This window comes from Ramlibacter sp. (assembly GCF_035706265.1).
Lineage (GTDB): Bacteria > Pseudomonadota > Gammaproteobacteria > Burkholderiales > Burkholderiaceae_C > Ramlibacter.
Genome location: NZ_DASSVG010000064.1, coordinates 1 through 14705 on the forward strand (window position 1 = coordinate 1; position 14705 = coordinate 14705).

The 14705-nt window shown below is 71.1% G+C and carries 15 protein-coding genes; 7 read left to right on the forward strand and 8 right to left on the reverse strand.

Features of this window, described 5'->3' with window-relative positions; genetic code table 11:
• The 3 genes from VFM98_RS02215 to VFM98_RS02225 all read left to right on the forward strand — a co-directional run.
• A partial coding sequence (locus VFM98_RS02215) for a YciI family protein (RefSeq protein ID WP_325108254.1) occupies positions 1-360 on the forward strand: 360 nt, incomplete at its 5' end.
• A gap of 36 nt (positions 361-396) precedes the next feature.
• Positions 397-807: a VOC family protein gene (locus VFM98_RS02220; protein WP_325108255.1), complete on the forward strand. Its 411-nt coding sequence runs from the start codon at positions 397-399 to the stop codon at positions 805-807.
• A gap of 4 nt (positions 808-811) precedes the next feature.
• Positions 812-2095, forward strand: coding sequence for an RNA polymerase sigma factor (locus VFM98_RS02225; RefSeq protein ID WP_325108256.1), 1284 nt, complete (start codon positions 812-814; stop codon positions 2093-2095).
• A 118-nt stretch (positions 2096-2213) separates the two neighbouring features.
• Here the strand turns inward: VFM98_RS02225 and VFM98_RS02230 are convergent, their stop codons facing one another.
• From VFM98_RS02230 to VFM98_RS02265, 8 genes are all read right to left on the reverse strand, one after another.
• On the reverse strand, positions 2214-2651 hold the full coding sequence (locus VFM98_RS02230; RefSeq protein WP_325108257.1) for a copper chaperone PCu(A)C: 438 nt from the start codon (positions 2649-2651) through the stop codon (positions 2214-2216).
• A 10-nt stretch (positions 2652-2661) separates the two neighbouring features.
• The gene (locus VFM98_RS02235; protein WP_325108258.1) at positions 2662-3249 is read right to left on the reverse strand and encodes an SCO family protein; all 588 of its coding nucleotides are present in this window, start codon (positions 3247-3249) and stop codon (positions 2662-2664) included.
• A gap of 5 nt (positions 3250-3254) precedes the next feature.
• Positions 3255-3671, reverse strand: coding sequence for a biopolymer transporter ExbD (locus VFM98_RS02240; RefSeq protein ID WP_325108259.1), 417 nt, complete (start codon positions 3669-3671; stop codon positions 3255-3257).
• Between the two features lie 10 nt (positions 3672-3681).
• Positions 3682-4398, reverse strand: coding sequence for a MotA/TolQ/ExbB proton channel family protein (locus tag VFM98_RS02245; RefSeq protein WP_325108260.1), 717 nt, complete (start codon positions 4396-4398; stop codon positions 3682-3684).
• Positions 4399-4403: 5 nt separating this feature from the next.
• Positions 4404-5147 (reverse strand): energy transducer TonB, encoded by a 744-nt coding sequence (locus VFM98_RS02250; protein ID WP_325108261.1) that lies wholly within the window; start codon positions 5145-5147, stop codon positions 4404-4406.
• Positions 5148-5152: 5 nt separating this feature from the next.
• Positions 5153-6643, reverse strand: coding sequence for a PepSY-associated TM helix domain-containing protein (locus VFM98_RS02255; protein WP_325108262.1), 1491 nt, complete (start codon positions 6641-6643; stop codon positions 5153-5155).
• 13 nt (positions 6644-6656) lie between these two features.
• On the reverse strand, positions 6657-8966 hold the full coding sequence (locus tag VFM98_RS02260) for a TonB-dependent receptor (protein WP_325108263.1): 2310 nt from the start codon (positions 8964-8966) through the stop codon (positions 6657-6659).
• A gap of 81 nt (positions 8967-9047) precedes the next feature.
• On the reverse strand, positions 9048-9395 hold the full coding sequence (locus VFM98_RS02265) for a DUF2946 family protein (protein WP_325108264.1): 348 nt from the start codon (positions 9393-9395) through the stop codon (positions 9048-9050).
• A gap of 225 nt (positions 9396-9620) precedes the next feature.
• On the opposite strand from VFM98_RS02265, the gene VFM98_RS02270 reads away from it, so the two are divergent.
• From VFM98_RS02270 to VFM98_RS02285, 4 genes are all read left to right on the forward strand, one after another.
• Complete coding sequence (locus VFM98_RS02270) at positions 9621-10541, forward strand: adenylate/guanylate cyclase domain-containing protein (RefSeq protein WP_325108265.1); 921 nt, start codon at positions 9621-9623, stop codon at positions 10539-10541.
• Between the two features lie 118 nt (positions 10542-10659).
• Positions 10660-12291 (forward strand): acyl-CoA carboxylase subunit beta, encoded by a 1632-nt coding sequence (locus tag VFM98_RS02275; RefSeq protein WP_325108266.1) that lies wholly within the window; start codon positions 10660-10662, stop codon positions 12289-12291.
• Between the two features lie 10 nt (positions 12292-12301).
• A complete protein-coding gene (locus VFM98_RS02280) occupies positions 12302-13480 on the forward strand; it encodes an acyl-CoA dehydrogenase family protein (RefSeq protein ID WP_325108267.1) in 1179 nt (392 codons plus the stop codon).
• A partial coding sequence (locus tag VFM98_RS02285) for an acetyl-CoA carboxylase biotin carboxylase subunit (protein WP_414708973.1) occupies positions 13477-14705 on the forward strand: 1229 nt, incomplete at its 3' end. The genes VFM98_RS02280 and VFM98_RS02285, both read left to right, overlap by 4 nt.

Consider the following 14705-nt stretch of genomic DNA (forward strand, 5'->3'; position numbering starts at 1 on the left):
AGCGAGAAGATGTTCCAGGCCATGGCCGCCTACCACGAGGAACTGGCCCGCGCCGGCGCGCTGCTGGATGCCTCGGGCCTGCAACCGAGCAGCAAGGGCTGGCGCGTGCAGTACGAAGGCGGCAAGCGCACCATCGTCGACGGCCCGTTCGCGGAGACCAAGGAACTGATTGCCGGCTACACGCTGATCCAGGCCCGCAGCCGCGACGAGGCGCTGGAGTGGTCGCGCCGCTTCCCCAACCCGGTGGGCGAGGGCATCCCCTGCCACATCGAGGTGCGCCAACTGTACGAGCTGGAGGATTTCGAGGACCAGCTCGAGGCGAAGACCGCCGAGCGCTTCCGCGACATCGGCATCCGCTGACGCGCGATCCATCCCTGAACACGGAGTCCCACCACCATGGCCCGCCAGATCTTCGTCAACCTGCCGATCCGCGACATGGAGCGTTCCAAGGCCTTCTTCGGCGCGCTCGGTTTTTCCTTCAATCCGCAGTTCACCAACGAGCAGGGCGCCTGCATGGTGGTCTCGGACACCATCTACGTCATGCTGCTGGTCGAACCCTTCTTCCAGACCTTCACCAGGAAGCCGATCGCCGACGCCCGCGAGAGCACCGAGGTGCTGGTCTGCCTCTCGTGCGAGAGCCGCGCCGAGGTGGACGAACTGGTGAAGAAGGCGCTCGCCGCCGGCGGCAAGGCCCCCAACGCTCCGCAGGACCACGGCTTCATGTACGGCCATGGCTTCGAGGACCCGGACGGCCACGTCTGGGAGCTGGTGTGGATGGACCCGAACGCGGCGCCGCCGCAAGCCTGAGCCCATGCACTCGGCCACCCACCAGGCGATCGCCGCGGTCTGGCGGCTCGATGCGGCGCGCATCACCGCCGTCGTGGCGCGGATGGTGCGCGACGTCGGGGTGGCCGAGGAACTGGCGCAGGACGCCCTGGTCGCCGCGCTGGAGCACTGGCCGCGCGAGGGCATTCCCGAGCAGCCGGCGGCCTGGCTCATGACCACCGCCAAGCGCCGCGCGCTGGATTACCTGCGCCACGCGAAGATGCAGGGCGAGAAGCTGGAGCAGGTGGGCCACGACCTGGAAGCCCAGGAGGCGCTGGTCGTGCCCGACTTCGTCGACGCGCTGGATGCGGCCCGGCAGGACGACATCGGCGACGACCTGCTGCGCCTGATCTTCACCGCCTGCCATCCGGTGCTGCCGGCGGAGGCGCGGGTGGCGCTCACGCTGCGCCTGTTGGGCGGCCTCACCACCCACGAGATCGCGCGGGCCTACCTGGTGCCGGAGCCCACCATCGCGCAGCGCATCGTGCGCGCCAAGCGCACGCTGGCGAACGCGCGCGTGCCCTACGAAGTGCCGCACGGCCAGGAACTGGCACCGCGGCTCGCCTCGGTGCTGGAGGTGATCTACCTGATCTTCAACGAGGGCTACACGGCCACGGCGGGCAGCGACTGGATGCGGCCCGAACTCGCGCAGGAGGCCTTGCGGCTAGGCCGCATGCTGGCCGGCATCGCGCCGCGCGAGCCCGAGGTGCACGGCCTCGCGGCCCTGATGGAACTGCAGGCCTCGCGCATGGCCGCGCGCACCGACGCCGAGGGCCGGCCCATCCTGCTGGCCGAGCAGGACCGGCGCCGCTGGGATCCGCTGCTGGTGCGCCGCGGCCTCGCGGCTCTGGAACGCGCCGAGGCGCTGGGCGGCGCGCGCGGGGTGTACGCGCTGCAGGCTGCGATCGCGGCCTGCCATGCGCGCGCGGCGTCGAGTGCGGAGACGGACTGGGCGCGGATCGCGGCCTTGTACGGCACGCTGGCCGAAGTGGCGCCGTCGCCGGTGGTCGAACTCAATCGCGCGGTCGCCGTGGCGCAGGCACAGGGCCCCGCCGCCGCCCTGCCGATCGTGGAGCGGCTGCGGTCGGATCCCACGTTGCGGCGCTACCAGTGGTTGCCCGGCGTGCATGGCGACCTGCTGGAGAAACTCGGGCGTCACGAAGAGGCCCGCGCCGCCTTCCTCGAAGCCGCGGCGCTGGCGGGCAACGCGCGCGAGCGGGCGTTGATGGAAGAGCGGGCAAGGCGTGCGTCGCGCGAAGCGGATTCGTAGGCTGGTGCTGACGCGCGCATCGCGCGCAGGAACCCAGTTTCGCTGCGCTCGCCGATCGCTGGGCTTCCAGCGCTTCGCGCGCGTCCGCACCAGCCTACGATTCGCCCAAGCCGCACCATCACAACTTCGCATTCAGCGGCTTCACCATCACCTCCACATCGACGTCGTCCATCTCTCCCTTCGCGTCCTTCAACAGCAGCCTGAGCTTCACCTTCTGCCCGGCCTGCATGGGCTCCTTCAGGTCCAGCAGCATCACGTGATAGCCGCCCGGTTTCAGCGCCACGGGCTTGCCGGCGGGCAGGGGGATGCCTTGCACGGCGCGCATCCGCATGGTCATGTTGGCGTCCATCGCCATCTCGTGGATCTCCACCACGCCGGCGACGGGCGAGCGGGCGCCGACCAGCGTGACATCCGTGGTGGAGGTCAGCTGCATGAAGGCGCCGCTGGACTTCTGGCCCGGCACGGTGGCCCGCACCCACGCGTCCTGCACGGTCACCTCGGCGCCCGCCGAGGCGGCGGCCAGCAGCGCGGCCAGCGCGATCGCAAATCGGTGCATGGCGCGCTCCCTACGCGAGCAGCTGGCGCAGGTCGTGCGCGCAGTCCTCGGCCGGCATCGCGTGGCGCAGCGCCACGCGCAGCTGGCCGCGCGTGTCGAAGGCATAGGACAGCAGCGAGTGGTCCATCGTGTACGAGGAGCCGGTGGGCACCTTCCGGTAGAACACCTTGAAGTTGTCGGCCGTCGCCTTGATGGCCTGCGCGTCGCCCCACAGCGGAATGAAGCTCGGGTCGAAGGCGGCGGTGTAGGCCTTCAGCATGGCCGGCGTGTCGCGCTCCGGATCGAGCGTGACGAACAGCACCTGCACCAGGTCGCCGTCGTTGCCCATGACGTGGCGGATCTCCGCGGCGCGCGCGAGCGCGGTGGGGCAGGCGTCGGGGCACTGCGTGAAGCCGAAGTGCAGCAGCACCACCCGGCCGCGGTAGTCGGCGATCGTGCGCTCGCGGCCCTGCGGGTCCTGCAGGCGGAAGGCGCCGCTGTAGGTGGCGTCCGCGAGGTCCACGCCCTTGAAGCTGGCGCGCGGCTGGTGGTCGCAGCCGGCCAGCAGGGCGAGGCCGCCCAGCAGCAGCGTACGGCGGGTAGGGTGGGGGTCATGCATTGCGTTCATCGTTTCGCTCCCGGTTCAGTGATAAAGCCGATCTTGTGCAGGCCCGCACGCTGGGCAGCCGCCATCGCGCGGGCAACCTTCTCGTAGCGCACCGCCTTGTCGCCGCGGATGTGCAGTTCGGGCTGCGGGTCCTTCGAGGCTTCCATGGCCAGCACCGACTCGAGCTCGGAGTCGTCCAGCTTCGCCTCGTTCCAGTAGTAGGTGCCCTGCGCGTCGACGCTCAGGCGCACGGTGTGCGGTCTGGTTTCCTGCGCGTGGTTGTCCGCCCGCGGCAGGTCGATGTTCACGGCGTGCTTCATCACCGGCACGGTGATGATGAAGACGATCAGCAGCACCAGCATGACGTCCACCAGCGGCGTCATGTTGATCTCGTTCATCACCTCGGAGGCATCGTCCTGGGTGCCGAAGGCCATGGCGTGCTCCTCAGGCCTTCTTCAGCTGCACGACCCTGCGTTCGCTGGCGGCGACGCGTGCGCCGGTCACGAAGTAGGCATGCAGGTCGTGGGCGAAGCGATTGAGCTTGTGCAGCACCGCCTTGTTGCCGCGCACCAGGGCGTTGTAGCCCAGCACCGCGGGGATGGCGACCGCCAGGCCCAGCGCCGTCATGATCAGCGCCTCGCCGATCGGGCCGGCCACCTTGTCGATGGTGGCCTGGCCGGCGACGCCGATCGACATCAGCGCGTGGTAGATGCCCCAGACCGTGCCGAACAGGCCGACGAAGGGCGCGGTGGATCCCACGGAAGCGAGGATCGCGAGGCCGGCCTGCAGTTGCGCCGTGCAGTCGTCGATGGCGTTGCGCAGGCAGCGCGTGACCCAGTCGCTCGCGTCCATGCCGTCCTGCAGGCGCGCGCGCGCGTCGCCCTGGCCCAGGTGGGCGGAGGCATCGCGGCCCTCGAGTGCGAGGGCCCGGAAGGGGTTCTCCTCGTCGGGGCCGAGCTCGTTCAGGCCGGAGGCGAGGTCGGGCGCGCTCCAGAACCTGTCCACCGCTTTCGCCTGGCGGGCGCAGCGGCGCTGGTCGAGCGCCTTGACGGCGATCACCGCCCAGGAGGCGAGCGACATGCCTCCGAGCAGCAGGAAGACGCCCCGGGTGACGAGGTCGCCCTCGGACCAGACGTTGACGAGGCCGAAATGAGGATGCATGGCAATCACTCCAGGACGAAGTTGATGGGAACGCTGAACCACATGGCGGTCGCCACGCCGCCCTTCCTGCCGGGCACGTAGCGCCATCGCTGCACGGTGGCGAGCGCCGCGGCGTCGAGCCGGTCGAAACCGCTCGACGACGACACCTTGGCCTGCTGCGCGCTGCCGTCCGCGCCGATCAGCACGTCGATCACCACCTTGCCCTGCTCGCGCAGCTTGCGGCTGATGGGCGGGTAGGCGGGGCGGGGGTTCTGCAGGTAGTCGGCGTCGCTCACCGGCAGTTCCACCGGCGTGGGCGCGGCCGGTGCGGCCTTGGCCACGACGACGGGCGCGGGCGGGGCGGGCGGCGCAGGCGGCGCGGCTTGCACCGCCGGCTGCGGGATCGGCGCGAGTGCCACTTCCGTGGGCGTGACCACAGGTGCTTCGGGCGCCGGGGCGGGCGCGGGCGTGGGTTGGGCCACCGGTTGCGGTGCCGGCCTCGGCTTGGGCAGCGGCCTCGGTGCGGGGGCAGGCGGCGGCGGTGCGCGCCTGGCGACCTTGTGCACCACCGGCGGCGGAGGCGGCGATTCCACCGCCTTCGGCGGCGTCAGCTCCTGCGGCGGCTCCGGCTCGATCAGCACCGCCATGATGGTTTCGGGCACCACGCTCTCGACGGCGCGGCGCACCAGCCCCGCCTGCAGCGCCCACACGCCGCCCACGTGCAGCAGCAACACGCCGGCCGCCACGAGGAGATTGCGCTGGGTCTTCACGGCGTTCACCCTTGCGCAAGAACCATGCGCGAAGTGCGGTCGCGCCACGCGAGCACGATCTCGAACAGGACGACGCCAGCGCCCGAGAGCGCGAACAAGGGCATCGCCACCAGCAGCAGCGCGCACGCGAACCAGCCGGCCACCGGCAGCGCGCTCCAGGCGCCGGGCAGCAGGCGCGGCAGCACGGCGCCGCCCTGGCGCCGTCGCAGCGCGAACATCACCCAGCCGGAGGCGAGCGAGAACAGCACGCCGGTGCCGAACACGAACAGCAGCGCCTGGTTCCACAGGCCGAACTCGCCGCGGTGGAAGGGGATGCCGATGGCGGTGGCCTTGGCGAAGGCGGTCTGGTCCTGCCAGTGCGCCTCGAACAGCGGGCGGCCGCTGTAGGCATCGAGCACCAGGTTGACCTTCTGCGTGGGCGCGGTCTGCTCGGAACTCGCGATGCGCCACACGCCCTGCGGCGTGCGCGGCGGTGTCATCACGAGCGTGATGCCGGGGGCCTGCGCGCGCGCGGCCTGCAGGATCGCCTGCCAGGCCAGCGGCTGCCGACCCGCGGCGGCGCCGGACTGCAGGCCCTTGGGCGGCGCGGGCGGCGCCTGGCCGATGGCGTCGCGGAAGCTGCGCACCTGGGCGCCCGCGTACTTGCTCCACGTGAGGCCGGTGGCCAGGATGGCCAGGCTCATCACGCACAGCGCCACGCCGACGAAGCCGTGCCACTGTTTCCAGCCGCTGCGGCCGCGGACGCCGGCCTCGGGCAGGGCGCGCGCCTGGCCGCGCGGCCACCAGAGCCAGATGCCGGTGAGCAGCATGACCATCATCCAGCTGGCGGACAGCTCGATCATCCAGCGCCAGTCGTCGCCTTGCAGCAGCGAGGAGTGCAGGCGCTTGGACCACATGCTGAAGCGATCCATCTCGGCGAGGCTGCCCAGCACGCTCGCATTGGAGGGATCGACGTAGACCACGGTGCCGCGCGGCAGGCGGTCGCCGCCGGTGGTGGCGGTCGTGACGTGGACGATCGGCGCGGGAATGCTGTCCGCATCGACGCCGTGCGACTCGTGGCCGGTGTGCTTCGCATGCCCCTCATGACCGGCATGCCCCTCGTGGCCCGCGTGCGCGGCCGCCGCAACCTGCACCGCCGCCGCCGGCGCGCCATGTCCCGCATGCTCGCCACCCCCCAGTGCATGCCGCGCCGGGCTGAACACCACCTGCACGGAAGTGTCCGCGCGCCCCGGCACGATCACGGTCTTGAGGTGCTGGCCTTCCGGCGCGACGGCCTGCGCCGCGCGCACGATTTCGTCCAGCGGCCGCTGCGCCCCGGAAGCGGCGACGCGGTCGAGGTCGCCGTGCAGCACCGCCTCGATCTGCGGCGTGAACACGTACAGCAGGCCGGTCAGCGCGGCGAGGATCGCGAAGGGCGAGGCGATCAGCGCGGCCCAGAAGTGGACGCGCAGGAACAGGCTGCGGCGGCGGGCGATCACGGAGGCGGGCGTGTGCATGGCGTCGGTCTCCTTACAAGTCCACCTTGGCTTCCAGCACGTAGCTGCGCTGCGGGTAGGGGTGGAAGTTCCAGTACTTGTCGTTGTTGACGTTGTCGATGCCGAAGGCGAACGACGTGGTCCGCGTCGCCTGCCAGCGGGCGCGCAGGTCCACCACGAAGAACCGGCTCACGCCCTGGTAGGTGAAGCCGTTGACGTCGCTGTTGTTGAGGGTGCGGAACTGGCTGCCGCTGTAGCGCGCTGCCACGCTGGTGGTGAGCTGCGGCGTCCAGCGGTAGGCGGCCTGCACGGTGGCGCGCCAGCGCGGGATGTTCGGCTGGCGCTTGCCGATGGTGTCGCCGGGCGTGGCGACGAAGCCGTCGTTCTCCTTGATGATGGAGTGCGCGTAGGTGATGCTGCCCTGCACGTCCAGCCCGGGCGTGAAGACCTCGGTGCCGTTGGCGACCAGTTCCAGGCCCTGCGTGTCGATGCGGCCCACGTTCTGCACCCGCGAGACGTTGCGGTTGGCCAGCGGGTCGAAGATCGTCTGCGAGAAGATCGCATCCCGGGTGCGCTCGGCGAAGTACGTCAGGCGCGTGAGCACGTTGCCGAAGGGCTTCTCGGCACTGAGCTCGAAGGTCCAGGAGCGCTCGGGACGCAGCTCCGGGTCGTTGAGGAACTGCGCGTTCGCCGTGCTGGTGGCGCCATACAGCTCCTGCACCGTGGGGAAGCGCACGGCGCGCCCGAGGGCCGCCTTCAGCAGCGTCTCGCGCTGGAACTGCCAGGACACGGCGGCCTTGGGCGAAAAGTGGTTCTCCGAACGCGAGGGATAGAGCGTCGTGAGCGCAGGAGTGCGCGTGCGGCCCTGGTAGGCCTGCCAGTGCTCGAAGCGGCCGCCGAGCACCGTCTTCCAGTCCGGCGCGAAGGCCCACGCATCCTGGGCCCACGCGCTGCGCAGGCGCGTGCGGCCGCCGACATCGCTGACCAGTGCGCCGGGCGGGCCGCTGAGCCAGCTGCCCACGGCGGCATGGGTCACGTAATCGAGCTTGTAGCTGTCCTGCTGCAGGCCCGCATCGACGATGTGGGCGCCCTTGGTGCCGAAGGGACGCCACGTGCCCTTCACCGCGAGCGTGTTCCAGCCGGTGCCGCTGCCGTCCGCGATGGTGCCGGGGCCGCCGTCGCGCGCCGCGGGCGGAAGGTTGCTGCCCGCGGTCTGGCGCTTGAGGTCCTTGTCGTAGTCGTACAGGCTGGCCGCGATCTCCCAATCGAACGTGCCTTGCGTATGGCTCTTCACCGACAGGCCGTGCATGAAGTGCGTGAGGCTCTCGTCGGTGAGCGGGAAGTCGGCCGCCGTGAGCGCGGGGAAGCTGCGGCCGCCGATGTTGACCACGCCGCCGAAGACCGGCGTGCCGGCCGCGTCGCGCAGGTAGGTTTGCGAGTTGCCGAAGGACTGGTTCTGCCACACGCCCAGCGTGTAGGCGGCGCGCACGGCGGGCGTGAGGTCGTAGGAGAGCTTGCCCTTCAGGTGGTTCTGCCGGGTGTGGAACTGCGTGCTCGTGCCCAGCACGTGCCAGGGCTGGTTGGCGTTGTTGCGATCGAGCACGGCGCCAGTCACCGGGGTGCCCGCGTTGCCGGGCGTGCCCTGCGACACCAGCCGCGTCGGGAAGGTGAGCGGCTGGCTCTCGCTGTCGGTGCGGTTGACGTTGAACCACCAGGCCCAGTCGCCGGCGCGGTTGCCGGCGCCGGCGGCGAGTTCCCAGGCGCGGAAGGTCTCGTCGGTGTTGTAAAGCTCGAAGGGCTGCAGCGAGTAGCTGGCCTTGCCGTGGGCCTCGAACTTCTCCGGCATGCGGGTGGTGAACTCCACCACGGCGCCGACCGAGTTGCCCGGGTAGGCGGCGGAGAACGGGCCGTACATCACGTCGACGCGCTCGATCTCCTCCGGCGTCACCAGGCCCCAGCGGGGCGGGAAGCTCAGGCCGCCGACGCCGTTGCCCAGGTAGTTGGACAGCAGGATGCCGTCCGCATAGACGGCGGAGCGGGCGCTGTTGCCGGTGCCCGAGGCGCGGCTGGAGAGGATCGCGTGGTTGTAGTCGCCGATGTAGCGCTTGCGGACCAGCAGGCTCGGGAAGTACTTGAGCGTGTCCTCGCTGTCGGTGGCGTTGATGGTCTGCTCGATCTGCTCGCGGGCGATCCCTTCCATCGTGGCGGGGATCTGCGTCGGCAGCGAGGTCGGCTGGTCGGCCGTGATGGTGACGACGCCGAGCGACTTGCCGGGCGCCTCCTGGGCGGCAGCGAGCAGCGGGCAGGCCATGGCCATCGCCAGGGCCAGGCGGTTCTTGCGCATGGGAGCGGCTCCGTTGTTCTGACAGGGGTGGGCCGGCGGGCACGGGCGTGCCTTGGGCGCTTCAAGTTCTCGAACCCGATGTCAGAGCTGGGGAGGGCCGCGTTGCTGGAAAGGCACCGGCGCCTGGCTCGGCACCGGCGTCGGCAGTTGCAGGATGGGGGTGTCGTCGGGCGCTTCGTGCGCCGCGAACACCAGGGGAACCGGGGGCGCGCCGACCATCACGCAGAGGCGGCAGTCGTGTTCGTGGTCCTGCGCGGCGCCGCTGCCGTCGCCCTGCGGCGTCGGCAGCACGATGCCGGAGCCGGAGCAGACGACATCCGCGTCGTGGTGCGCCAGCATGGGCGAGGCCGCGGCGGCGCCGACCCACAGCGCGAACCACACCAGCAGCAGCTGGCAGGTCAGGCGGTGGACGCGGCGCAGGGATTCCATGACTCCCTTGCTCAAGCAAGGGGCGGGCCACGGGGGCCGCCGATGCGCCGCCGCCCTCTGTCACGGATGGAAACAGCGGCCGAGCACGGCAGCGCCGGGCTGCGGGGATTGGGGAGGAATCCCCAAGCTTGGGGCCGCGGCTTCCCCAGTTGCGCACCCGATGCGTGGCACGCGTGCCACCAACCCCCACACGCAAATCGATGTCAGCCATTAGACTTGTCCGACATGGCCGCCGCCACCCCTACCGTGATGTTCGCCGACCTCACCGGCAGCACCGCGGTCTTCGAGAAACTCGGCAACGAGGCGGCCACCCGCACCGTTACCGCGTTGACCGACTGGATCATGGAGGTGGCGATCGCCCATGGCGGGCGGGTGGTCAAGACGCTGGGCGACGGCGTGCTGGCGGTCTTCCCCGACGGCGCCGACGCCATCGAGGCCGTGGTGCAGCTGCAGCGCGAGCATGCCCGGCGCAGCACGCGGCACGGCCCGGCAGCGCGGCTGCAACTGCAGGTGGGGCTGGCCTGCGGCGAGATCGTGGAGGTGGGCGGCGACTGCTTCGGCGACGCCGTGAACGTGGCCGCGCGGCTGTCGGATCTCTCGGGCGGCCGCCAGATCCTGGCCACCGATTCCGTGGTGGAGCAGCTGCCTTCGGCGCCGCCCGGCACGCGCTTCCATCCGCTGGGCAGCATGCCGATCCGCGGCCGCGAGCGGCCGGTGCGCCTGTTCCGCATCGACTGGCAGGAAGACTCCTCGACCGACATGATGACCATTCCGGCGCTCGAGACGCCGCGGGCGCTGCGCCCGCGTGCGGCGCCCGGCGCGATCGAGCTGCACTCGCAGGGGCAGATGCGCATCTTCACCAGCGAGCAGATGCCGGTGCACCTGGGGCGCTCGAGCGAGGCGGAGCTGCTCATCATCGATCCGCGCGTGTCGCGCCTGCACGCACGCATCGACTGGCACAACCAGGGCTTCGTGCTGGTGGACCTGAGCAGCAACGGCACCTGCGTGCGCTTCCAGGGCGCGCCGAGCGAGCTGACCCTGCGGCGCAACGAATGCGTGCTGCACGACAACGGCGAGATCGCGCTGGGGCCGGATTTCTCGGACTGGTCGCTGCCGACGGTGCGGTTCGCGCTGAGGCCGCGATAGGGGGTAACGCGGGCGAGGGAGCAACGGCGCACGCGCTGGGCTTCACCGCTTCGCGGTTCAGCATGAGCCTGCGAGGCGTGCTTGCCGGGGCACGGCTCCTCTGCGATCATGGCCCGCCATGACCGGCACCGCTTTCCGCTCGGGCTGGGACCCGCAGTCGCCCCTGGCGCAGCAGCGGCGCGAGGCGATGCTGCAACGCGTCGCGCAGTGGCGGGCGCTGGAGCAGCGCGCGGCCGACAAGTCGGCCGAGGCGCGCGCGGTCTTCGAGCGCCGCGGCCAGTTGCTGCCGCGCGAGCGCGTGGGCCTGCTGCTCGACCCCGGCCGTCCCTTCCTGCCCCTGTGCAGCCTGGCCGGCTACCTGCAGGACCAGAAGGATCCCGCGGCTTCGGTGCCGGGCGGCGGCATGCTCGCGGGCATCGGCTTCGTCTCCGGCGTGCGCTGCATGGTGGTGGCGAGCGACTCGGGCATCGACGCCGGCGCCATCCAGCCCATGGGGCTGGACAAGATCCTGCGCGTGCAGGAGATCGCGCTGGCCCACAAGCTGCCCTTCCTGCACCTCGTCGAAAGCGCCGGCGCCAACCTGATGCGCTACCGGGTCGAGACCTTCGTGCAGGGCGGGGCGCTGTTCCGCAACCTGGCGCTCCTCTCGGCCGCGGGCATCCCGGTGATCACCGTGCAGCACGGCTCCGGCACCGCGGGTGGCGCCTACATGCCGGGGCTGTCGGACATCGTGATCATGGTGCGCGGCCGCTCGCGCGCCTTCCTGGCCGGCCCGCCGCTGCTGAAGGCGGCCACCGGCGAAGAGGCCATCGAGGAGGAACTCGGGGGCGCGGAGATGCATACGCAGGTCTCGGGCCTGGGCGAGTACCTGGCCGAAGACGATCGTCATGCGCTGGGCCTCGCGCGCGAGGTGCTGGCGCGCAGCGGCTGGCAGCAGGTTGCGCCGCAGCCACAAGCCGCGCCGCCGAAATTGGAATCTGACCCCAATAAGGAGGAACTGCTGACGCTGATGCCGGCCAACCTGCGCGAGCCGGTGGACCTGCGCGAGGTGATGGTACGGCTGGTGGACGAGGGCGCGCTGCTGGAATTCAAGCCGGCCTACGGCGCGGCGACGGTGTGCGCGCAAGGGCGGCTGGCCGGGCACGAGGTGGGCTTCATCGCCAACAACGGGCCGATCGACGTGGCCGGCGCCAACAAGGCCACGCACTTCATTCACTGGATGTGCCAGCTCGGGCACCCCATCGTCTACCTGCAGAACACCACCGGCTACATCGTCGGCCGCCAGAGCGAGCAGGACGGCATGATCAAGCACGGCAGCAAGATGATCCAGGCGGTGACGAATGCGAACGTGCCGCAGCTCACCATCCAGTGCGGCGCCTCCTATGGCGCCGGCAACTACGGCATGTGCGGCCGGGCCTATGCGCCGCGCTTCCTCTTCAGCTGGCCGAGCGCGCGCACGGCGGTGATGGGCGGCGAGCAGGCCGCGCGCACGATGCAGATCGTCACCGAGGCGGCCGCGGCCCGCAAGGGTACCGCGGCCGATCCGGCGCAGCTGCAGGCGCAGTCGGAGCGCATCGTTCAGATGTTCGAAGCCCAGGCCGATGCCTTCCACACCTCGGGCCTGCTGCTGGACGACGGCGTCATCGATCCGCGCGACACGCGCGCCGTGCTGGCGTTCTGCCTCGACACCATCGCCGAGGCGGCGGCCAGGCCGCTGCGCCCGGTCCAGTTCGGCGTCGCCCGCATGTGAGGAGCCGCCCATGCATTACAGCCACGAACACCTCGCGCTGCAGAAGACGCTCAAGCGCTTCATCGCCGAGGAGGTCAATCCGCACGTGGACGAATGGGAGGCGGCCGAGATCTTTCCTGCGCACCAGGTGTTCAAGCGCCTCGGCGAGCTCGGACTGCTGGGCCTGACCAAGCCGCCGGAGTACGGCGGCGCGGGGCTGGACTACTCGTATTCCGTGGCGATGGCCGAAGCGCTCGGCCTCATCGAGTGCGGCGGCGTGCCCATGGCCATCGGCGTGCAGACCGACATGGCCACGCCGGCGCTGGCGCGCTTCGGCAGCGACGAACTGCGGCGCGAATTCCTGGCGCCGGCCATCGCCGGTGACATGGTCGCGTGCCTCGGCGTGAGCGAGCCGGGCGCGGGCAGCGACGTCGCCGGCATCGCGAGCCGCGCGCGCAGGGACGGCGGCGACTACGTGATCACCGGCCAGAAGATGTGGATCACCAGCAGCCTGCAGGCCGACTGGATGTGCATGCTGGTGAACACCGGCGACGGGCCCGCGCACCGCAACAAGAGCCTGGTGATCGTGCCGATGCGCGAGGGCGGCAAGCTGCGCCCCGGCATCGAGGTGGCGCGCAAGATCCGCAAGATCGGCATGAACAGCAGCGACACCGGCCTGATCTACTTCGACGGCGTGCGCGTGCCGCAGCGCTATCGCATCGGCGAGGAAGGGCAGGGCTTCGTCTACCAGATGCAGCAGTTCCAGGAGGAGCGGCTGTGGGCGGCGGCGAGTTGCCTGGTGTCGCTGTCCAACTGCATCCAATGGACCATAGCCTGGGCGCAGGAGCGCAAGCTGTTCGGCGCCACCCTGGCCGACCAGCAGTGGGTGCAGTTCAAGCTGGCCGAACTCAAGACCGAGGTGGAGGCGCTGCGCGCGCTCACCTACCGCGCCTGCGATCTCTACGTGCGGGGCGAGGACGTGCTGGAACTCGCCTCGATGGCGAAGCTGAAGGCCGGGCGCCTCAACCGGCTGGTGCCCGATACCTGCCTGCAGTTCTGGGGCGGCATGGGCTACACGTGGGAGAACAAGGTCTCGCGCATGTTCCGCGACGGCCGGCTCGCTTCCATCGGCGGCGGCGCCGACGAAGTGATGCTGGGCATCCTGGCCAAGACGATGGGCGTCGCCAAGCGGCGCCCCGCACAGGAATGAAGATCCGCCGCGTCCTCGTCGCCAACCGCGGCGCCATCGCGGCGCGGATCCTGCGCACGGCGCACCGGCTCGGGCTGGAGACCGTGGCCGTCTATTCCGAGGACGATCGCACGGCGCTGCACGTGCGCGAAGCCACCGAGGCCCGGCCGCTGGGCGGCCACGCCGCCGCGGAGTCCTACCTGCGCATCGGCAAGCTGCTGGCGGCCGCGCGCGCCGCCGGCGCCGACGCCGTCCATCCCGGCTACGGCTTCCTGGCCGAGAACCCGGAGTTCGCCCAGGCCGTGCTCGCTGCCGGCCTGACCTGGATCGGCCCCGGCCCCGAGGCCATGCGCGCCCTGGGCAGCAAGGCCGGCGCGCGGGAACTCGCCCATGCGCGCGGCATTCCCTGCCTGCCCGGCTACCACGGCGCCGACCAGTCCGACGAGGCGCTGCTCGCGGCAGCGCGCGACATCGGCTTCCCGCTGATGGTGAAGGCGAGCGCCGGCGGCGGCGGCCGCGGCCTGCGCCTCGTGAGCGAGGCCGCGCAACTGCCCGCCGCCTTGCAGGCCGCCCGCTCCGAGGCGCAGTCGGCCTTCGGCAGTGGCCACCTGTTGCTGGAACGCGCGCTGCCCCGCCCGCGCCACGTCGAAGTGCAGGTGATCGCCGACACGCACGGCCGCTGCCTGCACCTGGGCGAGCGCGATTGCTCGGTGCAGCGCCGGCACCAGAAACTGATCGAGGAGTCGCCCGGCCCCGCGGTCGACGCGCCGCTGCGCGAGCGCATGGGCGCGCAGGCGGTGGAACTGGCGCGCGCCGCCGGCTACGTGGGCGTGGGCACCGTGGAATTCCTGCTGGACGAACATGGCCGCTGCTGGCTGATGGAGGTGAACACGCGGCTGCAGGTGGAGCATGCCGTCACCGAGATGGTGAGCGGCCTCGACCTGGTGGAGTGGCAGCTGCGCATCGCCGGCGGCGAGCGCCTGCCCTGGCGCCAGGAGCACCTGAACCTGCAAGGCCACGCGATCGAGGTGCGGCTGTGCGCCGAGGACGAAGCCTTCCTGCCGCAGACCGGCCGCGTGCAGCTGCTGCGCCCGCCGCCCTGCGGCGAAGGCCGCAACGGCGGCGCGCGCCTGCGCTTCGACCACGCGCTCTTCGAAGGGCTGGAGGTCACGCCGCACTACGACTCGCTGCTCGGCAACCTGATCGCCCACGCGCCCACCCGCGAGCAGGCCGTCGCGCGGCTGCT